The organism is Kitasatospora sp. NPDC047058, assembly GCF_040643935.1.
Classification (GTDB): domain Bacteria; phylum Actinomycetota; class Actinomycetes; order Streptomycetales; family Streptomycetaceae; genus Kitasatospora.
Genome location: NZ_JBEYVJ010000350.1, coordinates 1 through 7,025, shown reverse-complemented (window position 1 = coordinate 7,025; position 7,025 = coordinate 1). Strand labels below are relative to the sequence as shown.

Here is a 7,025-nt window from a genome sequence, read left to right as displayed (position 1 = left end):
CCCCGGAGGGCCGGTCACGCACCTTCGACGCCGCGGCGGACGGCTACGTGCGCGCCGAGGGCGTCGCCGTGGTCGCGTGCAGAGTACAACCGTGGGACGGGCGCGGCCGGGCCCGTCCGAGGCGTGGACGGCGCGGTCGGGGCCTCACCGGGCCCGGGACGCCGCCCGCCGGGCGACGGCCGCCGTCCGGCGGGCAGTGGGGGGCGCGAAGGGCCCCGTGTGCCGCACGCCCCTGTCGCCGAACGCAGGTTGGCGGCAGGATCGGAGGGAAGCACGGGACGAAGGGGGATGTCCGGATGGGGTGGGACGCGGAACCGGCGGGGCGGGCCGGCACACTGCACGGGCGGTTCGAGGAGCAGGCGTGGCGGTCCCCGGACGCGCTCGCCGTCCGCTGCGGCGCCCGGGAGCTGACGTACGGTGAGCTGGACGAGCGGGCGAACCGGCTGGCCCGCCACCTGGTCGCGCAGGGGCTGGGGCCCGGCGACCGGGCGGCGGTGGCGCTGGGCCGGGGCACCCGGGTGTTCGTCGCCCTGCTCGCGGTGCTGAAGGCGGGCGGCGCGTACGTCCCGCTGGAACCGGGCGCCCCCGACGCGCTGCTGCGGCACGTACTGGCGGACTCCGACCCGGTGCTGGTGGTGACCGAGGAGGCGCACCGGGTGCGGGTCACCGACACCGGCGGGCGGGCGGTGGTCTGCCTGGACTCGGCGGCGGAGGAGATCGCGGCACGGCCCGCCGGTCCGCCGCCGGTCACCACCGGGCCGGACGACCTCGCCTGTCTCTTCTTCACCTCCGGCTCGACCGGCCTGCCGCGGGGCGCCCTGATCGAGCACCGCAACCTGCTGGCCGCCCACCGGGGCTGGCACGAGGTGTACGGCCTCTCCCCCGCCGACCGGATCCTGCAGACGGCGAGCCTGGAGTTCGACGTCTTCACCGCCGACTGGGTGCGCGCGCTGTGCACCGGCGCCACCCTGGTGGTCGCCCCGCGCAACCTCACCCTGGACCGCACCGCCGACATCGCCGACCTGCCCGCCCTGGTGGCCGCCGAGCGGATCACCGTCCTGGAGCTGAACGTCCGCACCGCGCGCCGCCTCTACGACCACCTGGCGGCCACCGGCGCCTCCCTGCCGGGCGTGCGGCTGCTCACCGTCGGGGCGGAGAAGTGGTACCTGGACGAGCAGCTGGGCCTGCAACGGCTGCTGAACCAGGACGTCGTCGGCGCCGGGACGGGCGGCGGCACCCGGGTGCTGAACGTCTACGGCCTCGCCGAGGCGTCCGTGGACTCCACCTGCTTCGACGCCGCCGGCTCGGCGGGCGGCGAGCTCAGCGAGCGGGTGTCGCTGGTCGGCACGCCCTTCCCCGGCGCCCGGGTCCACGTGCTCGGCCCGGACGGCCTGCCCGTCCCGGACGGCGAGGTCGGCGAGATCGCGGTCGCCGGGCCGGGGCTGGGCCGGGGCTACCTGAACCGGCCCGAGGAGACGGCACGGCGGTTCGTCCCCGCGGCGTTCGACCCGGACGGCCGGGTGCTGCTCACCGGCGACCTCGGGCGCTTCCGCGCGGACGGCGTGCTGGAGTTCACCGCCCGGACCGAGAGCGTGGTCGGCCCGGCCGGCTCCGTCCGGTCCGCCGACGTGGTGCGGCGGGTCACCGTCGCCGCCCGGGCCGAGGGAGCCCTGCGCGCGCACCCGGCGGTACGGGAGGCCGCCGTCGCCGAGGTCGAGCCGGAGCCCGGCCGACGCGCCCTGGTCGGCTACGCCGTGACGGTGCCGGACGCCGAGGCGGCGGACGCCTGGTCGCTGTCCGCCCGGCTGTCGGACGAGCTGCCGGCCGGGGAGGCGCCCGCCGCCGTGGTGCCGCTGCCCGCCCTCCCCCGGACCAGGGCCGGCAAGCTGGACCGCGGCGCGCTGCCGCTGCCGGCGCCGCGGGAGCACGCTCCCGGGCCGAAGCCGGGGAAGGGCGGCAAGAGCGGGGCCAAGGCGGGCGGCGGGCGGGCAGGCAGCGCGCAGCCCGGCGGGCTCCCGGGCTGCGCCTGGGTCGGCTGCGCGGTGCCCGTCGCGCTCCTGGCGCTGGTCCTCACCGACGCCCTCTGGCCCGGCTCGACCGACCTGTCCGCGGTGCCCGGTCCCTACGCGACGTACTTCCGCATCCTGTACTTCTGCGAGCTGGCCTCCTTCGGCCTCGGGCTGAGCTACCTCGTGTTCGGCTATCAGGTGATCGCCGGGTACGGGCGGCCGCCCGCGCTGTCCGTCGCCACCCATCTGTCGGTGTTCTGGCTGCTCGCCGCCTGGTGGCCGCAGGACAACCTGTACCGGACCGGCTCGCCGAGGGACTGGCCGCGGGAGTCGGTGCTGGTCTTCGTGTTCAACGTCGCGCTGATGGCCGCGGCCGTGATCGTGGTCCGCTTCCTCGCCTGGCGGTCGCCGGCCGAGCGGAAGTGAAGCCGCCTCAGCGGAGCGCTTCGAACATCCGGCCCAGCGCCTGGTTGGCCGCCCCGACCAGCGCCTCCGCGGCGTCCAACGCCTGGGCCGCGTCCGGTTCGCCGGCGGCCGCGCGCACGGCGAGCGCCAGGCCGACGGCCGGCTCCGGCTCGTAGCCGGCCGTCACCAGCAGCGGCAGCAGGGTGACGCCGAGCCGGGCGCAGCGCGGGCGCAGCCGGTCCAGGTGGTCGTACAGCGCCTCCTGGGAGAGCCGCGCGCCGAGCGGCATCCCGTCCAGGACGCGGACCAGGTGGCCCGGGCCGCGCACCAGGTCGAGCCGGGCCCGCAGGACGAAGGCGATCGCGGGCCCGGTGAGCCGCAGGTTGGTCTCGGTCGGGGCGAGCCGGCGCTGCCGGTCGGTCACGAAGTCGACGTCGAACCAGCCGCGGTGGCCGTCGGCAGCGAGCCGCTCGCCCACCGCGAGTCCGAACCGTTCGGCGGTCGCCGCCGCGCCGGGCGGCACCACGCCCGGACCGACCGTCACCCCCAGGTACCGGGTGCCGTCCACCTCCATCGCCCCGACGCCGACCGGGTGGACCCGCCCGTCCTCGCCGATCACCGCGTCGAAGGTGAGGTCGCGCAGGTGCCGGCCGCGGCCGCCGTCCACGTACTCCTCCAGCAGCAGCGCGCCGCCGGACGGCAGCGCCTCGTCGCGGGCCAGCCGGCGCAGCAGGGCGCGTCCGCCGCCGGCTGCGAACAGCTGGTGCGGGGTCACCACGACGGTGCCGTAGCCGCCGACGCCGTGCGGGCTCTTCACCACCGTGGTCAGGCCCCGGCCCGCCCGGGCGGTGAGCCGGCGGGCGGCACGGCGCGGCGAGTCCGGCTGTTCCTGGCGCGGCACCACGATTCCCGGGTGGTCCGGGGCCAGTTCGGCGAACAGCCCGTGCGCGGCGGCCTTGGACTCGTACCGGCGCACCACCGTCAGGGCGGGTCCGTCCCCCTGGGCGGCGGTCCGGCCCCAGGCCACCACCGGTTCCGGACCGGCCGCGATCCGCGCCGCCAGGGCGGGCCGGGCGGCCAGCGCCTCGGCGAGCGTCCCGTCCGGGGCGATCCCGCTGTACAGCTCGACCTGACCCCAGGCCAACTCCCGCGCCAGCCAGTCGATCCAGGCCCGGTCGACCTCGCGCGGCAGGACCAGCACGGCCGGCTCCGGGCTGTAGCAGGCGGCCATGCCCGCGTAGTGGTGGGCCTGGCGCAGCCGGCGCGCCCGCTGGGCGGCGTCCGTCCCCGCCGCGAGGAACTGGTCGTTGAAGTCGGCCACGTTCCCCAGGTGCACGGCGCGCAGCCCGCCCGTCCAGGCCTTCACCCATCCGTCCATCCCGCGAGCCTACGGTCCCGCGGGAGGGCCGTGGGCCGGAGTCGGAGGAACACCGCACCGGACCACGCGGCAGGCCCCGAACAGGTGGCCCCGGGCGGCAGGCGCCGGGCGGGAGGCGCCGGGCGGCAGGCGCCGGGCGGGAGACTAGGCCTTCGACTCCGGGTTCCAGTCCCGGGCGAGGAGCCCCAGCAGCACCTCGTCCAGGAACTCGCCCATCACCCAGGCCGAGGAGCGCAGCACGCCCTCGCGGACGAAGCCGTTGCGTTCGGCCGAGCGCAGCATCGCGACGTTGTCCGCCAGCGTCTCGATCTGCAGCCGCTGCAGGCCGCGCACGACGAAGCCGTAGTGGCACAGCACCGCGACCACGTCGGTGCCGTAGCCCTTGCCGCGGGAGGACGGCAGCATCCCCAGCCCGATGTGCGCGGACCGGTGGTGGTTGTCGATGCCCCAGAGCGTCGCCGTACCGACCAGCGTCCCGCCGTCCAACTCCACCACGGAGAAGGGGACATGCCCCTGCGCGGTGTCGTCCACCACGAGCCGCGGGTCCTTCGAGCCGGGCGCGATCGGCCGCCACGGTCCGCTCTCGGCCCGCGAGGAGCCGACCACGTCGTCGTAGAGCTCGGCCCGCAGGATCGGGATGTCCTCGTCGTGCCGGGCCCGCAACCCGACCTTTTCACCTCGTAGCATGCGAGCTTCCTACCCGACCGGGCCGGACGGCGGCAAACGGATCGGACGGGCCGGCGCGCCCGTCCGGTCAGAGCCGGAAGAGGCCGGCGTCGGTGCTGCGGAAGCCGCAGGCGTCGAGGTAGTAGGCGCGGAGGTGGGGTTCGAAGTCGACGTGCAGCCATGCACAGCCGGCCGCGCGGGCCCCGTCGACGGCGGCGGCGACCAGCCGGGTGCCGACGCCGGCGTGCCGGGCGGCGCCGGCGACCACGGTGTCGAGGAGGAAGGCGTGACCCCCGCCGTCCCAGGCGACGTTGACGAACCCGGTCAGCGGACCGCCGGCGGCGGGGCGGGCGCAGACCCAGCCGAGGCTGTGCCGCTCCAGCCGGGCTCGCCAGGCGATGGCCTGGACGGGGTGGTCGAAGCCCTCCGCGTGCAGGGCGTTGAGCTCGTCGTCGGTGAAGGGTCCGCGCCAGGTGTACCGGGTGGTCATGGCGGGATCCTAGGACGGGCGTTCGGGGCGGGCGTTGGGGCGGGCGTTGGGGCGGGCGTTCGCGGTGGACGAGCAGGGGGATCCGCCGCCTCGTCCGCAACTCGTTCACACCGTCGTTCACACCGGCATTCAGTGCTTCAACAGCGGTTTTCACAGTGTGTATTCACAACCGATCAGATTCGATCAGCGTAGGACACGAAATGGTCAAGATCTGACGCTATCTCTAGCCGGGGTTGGCAGCTCACCGTCAATCTCTGACGCAACTCCCCTGCAGCTACCCCGACTGGAGTCAGAGTGAGCCCCACCTCCTCTCACCGCCGCCACCTCGCGGCCGGAGCCATCGCGGCCACCGCCGCTCTCGTCGCCGCCACCTTCCAGGCCGGCACGGCGTCCGCCGCCCCCAACGGCCGTGACGCGGCGATCGCCCAGGCCAAGGCCAACGTCACCCGCAACGCCGCCGTCTTCGGCTTCGGCGACGGCCAGGACCTCCAGGTCAAGGACGTCGTCATCGACGCCGACGGCACCCAGCACGTCCGCTTCGACCGCACGTACCTGGGCCTGCCCGTCGTCGGCGGCGACCTGGTCGTGCACCAGGACGCCCGCGGCCGGCTCAAGGACTCCTCCCGCGCGGCGGCCCACGACGCCAAGGTGAAGTCCACCGTCCCGAAGATCCCGGCGCAGGCGAGCGCCGGCCAGGCCCTCCAGGCCGCGCCGAACATCGGCTCCGCCACCAGCTCGCCCGAGCTGGTCGTCTGGGCCGCCGACGGCACGCCCCGCCTCGCCTGGAAGACCACCGTCGCCGGCGTCGGCGACCACGGCCAGCCGGCCGGCAAGGTCGTCGTCACCGACGCCACCACCGGCGAGCAGATCGAGACCTACGACTCCGAGCACCAGGCCAGCGGCACCGGCCACTCCGAGTACACCGGTGACGTCACCATCGACACCACCCCGCAGTCCGGCGGCTACGCGCTGATCGACCCGGTGCGCGGGACCGTCACCAAGGACGCCCACAACGTCTCGTCCAACTCGATCAACGCGAGCTCGGGCACCCTCTTCACCGACGCCGACAACGTCTGGGGCGACGGCCGGAAGTTCTCCGGCGACCGCGCCACCGCCGCCGTCGACGCCCACGCCAACACCGCCTGGACGTACGACTACTACAAGAACACCTTCGGCCGGAACGGCATCAAGAACGACGGCAAGGGCGCCACCGTCTTCGTCCACGTCGGCACCAACTGGGACAACGCCCAGTGGTCCGACAGCTGCTTCTGCATGATGACCGGCGACGGCGACGGCACCACCGACCCCGAGCAGGTCGACCTCGACACCATGGGCCACGAGATGACCCACGGCGTCACCAGCGCCACCGCCAACCTCCGCTACAGCGGCGAGTCCGGCGGCCTCAACGAGGCCACCAGCGACATCTTCGGCACCATGGTCGAGTGGTACGCCAACAACAAGGTGGACACCCCCGACTACCTGTTCAGCGACCAGTCCACCCCGCCGTGGCTGCGCCGCATGGACAAGCCCTCGCTCGACGGCCGCTCCGCCGACTGCTGGAGCAAGTCGGTCGGCCGCCTCGACGTGCACAACTCCTCGGGCGTCGGCAACCACTGGTTCTACCTGGCCAGTGAGGGCAGCGGCAGCAAGACCATCAACGGCTTCACCTACAACAGCCCCACCTGCAACGGCTCCACGGTGACCGGCATCGGCAACCAGAAGGTCGCCAAGATCTGGTACCGCGCGCTGACCGTCTACATGACGTCCACCACGGACTACAAGGGCGCGCGCACCGCGTCCCTGAACGCCGCGAAGGACCTCTACGGCCTCAACAGCACCGAGTACAAGGCCGTCGCGGCCGCCTGGAGCGCCGTCGCGGTCTCCTGACCCGCCGGCTCCTCCTGATCCTCCTGCCACTCCGGGCCTCCCGGCCCTCCTGATCCTCCGGTTCCGGACTCCAGCCGGATCCGGTGGTTCCCCCTCCCGGGTGTGGGCCCGCCCTGAAGGGGCGGGCCACACCCCGCGCAGTTGGGGGGGGCGGCGCGGGGCGGTTGGGGGGGGCGGCGGCGGGGCGGGG

Annotated in this window: 5 protein-coding genes; 2 read left to right on the top strand and 3 right to left on the bottom strand. The window is 74.8% G+C overall.

Annotation, left to right across the window (positions count from 1 at the left end):
* Positions 1-296: 296 nt before the first annotated feature.
* Positions 297-2,435, top strand: a complete 2,139-nt coding sequence (locus ABZ885_RS32435) for an amino acid adenylation domain-containing protein (RefSeq protein ID WP_360196612.1) — start codon at positions 297-299, stop codon at positions 2,433-2,435.
* A 7-nt stretch (positions 2,436-2,442) separates the two neighbouring features.
* Here the strand turns inward: ABZ885_RS32435 and ABZ885_RS32430 are convergent, their stop codons facing one another.
* The 3 genes from ABZ885_RS32430 to ABZ885_RS32420 all read right to left on the bottom strand — a co-directional run bounded on the left by ABZ885_RS32430 (position 2,443) and on the right by ABZ885_RS32420 (position 4,948).
* The gene (locus ABZ885_RS32430) at positions 2,443-3,792 is read right to left on the bottom strand and encodes a hypothetical protein (protein WP_360196609.1); all 1,350 of its coding nucleotides are present in this window, start codon (positions 3,790-3,792) and stop codon (positions 2,443-2,445) included.
* Between the two features lie 144 nt (positions 3,793-3,936).
* Positions 3,937-4,479, bottom strand: a complete 543-nt coding sequence (locus ABZ885_RS32425; protein ID WP_360196606.1) for a GNAT family protein — start codon at positions 4,477-4,479, stop codon at positions 3,937-3,939.
* A 67-nt stretch (positions 4,480-4,546) separates the two neighbouring features.
* Positions 4,547-4,948: a GNAT family N-acetyltransferase gene (locus ABZ885_RS32420; RefSeq protein ID WP_360196603.1), complete on the bottom strand. Its 402-nt coding sequence runs from the start codon at positions 4,946-4,948 to the stop codon at positions 4,547-4,549.
* Between the two features lie 294 nt (positions 4,949-5,242).
* Here ABZ885_RS32420 and ABZ885_RS32415 point away from each other — a divergent pair, with 294 nt between their 5' ends.
* Positions 5,243-6,835, top strand: a complete 1,593-nt coding sequence (locus ABZ885_RS32415; RefSeq protein WP_360196600.1) for a M4 family metallopeptidase — start codon at positions 5,243-5,245, stop codon at positions 6,833-6,835.
* Positions 6,836-7,025: the final 190 nt, after the last annotated feature.

Bases quoted from the DNA above. Each gene is read 5' to 3' on its own strand.
- ABZ885_RS32435 (WP_360196612.1), top strand. From the start codon at position 297: ATGGGGTGGGACGCGGAACCGGCGGGGCGGGCCGGCACACTGCACGGG.
- ABZ885_RS32430 (WP_360196609.1), bottom strand. From the start codon at position 3,792: ATGGACGGATGGGTGAAGGCCTGGACGGGCGGGCTGCGCGCCGTGCAC.
- ABZ885_RS32425 (WP_360196606.1), bottom strand. From the start codon at position 4,479: ATGCTACGAGGTGAAAAGGTCGGGTTGCGGGCCCGGCACGACGAGGAC.
- ABZ885_RS32420 (WP_360196603.1), bottom strand. From the start codon at position 4,948: ATGACCACCCGGTACACCTGGCGCGGACCCTTCACCGACGACGAGCTC.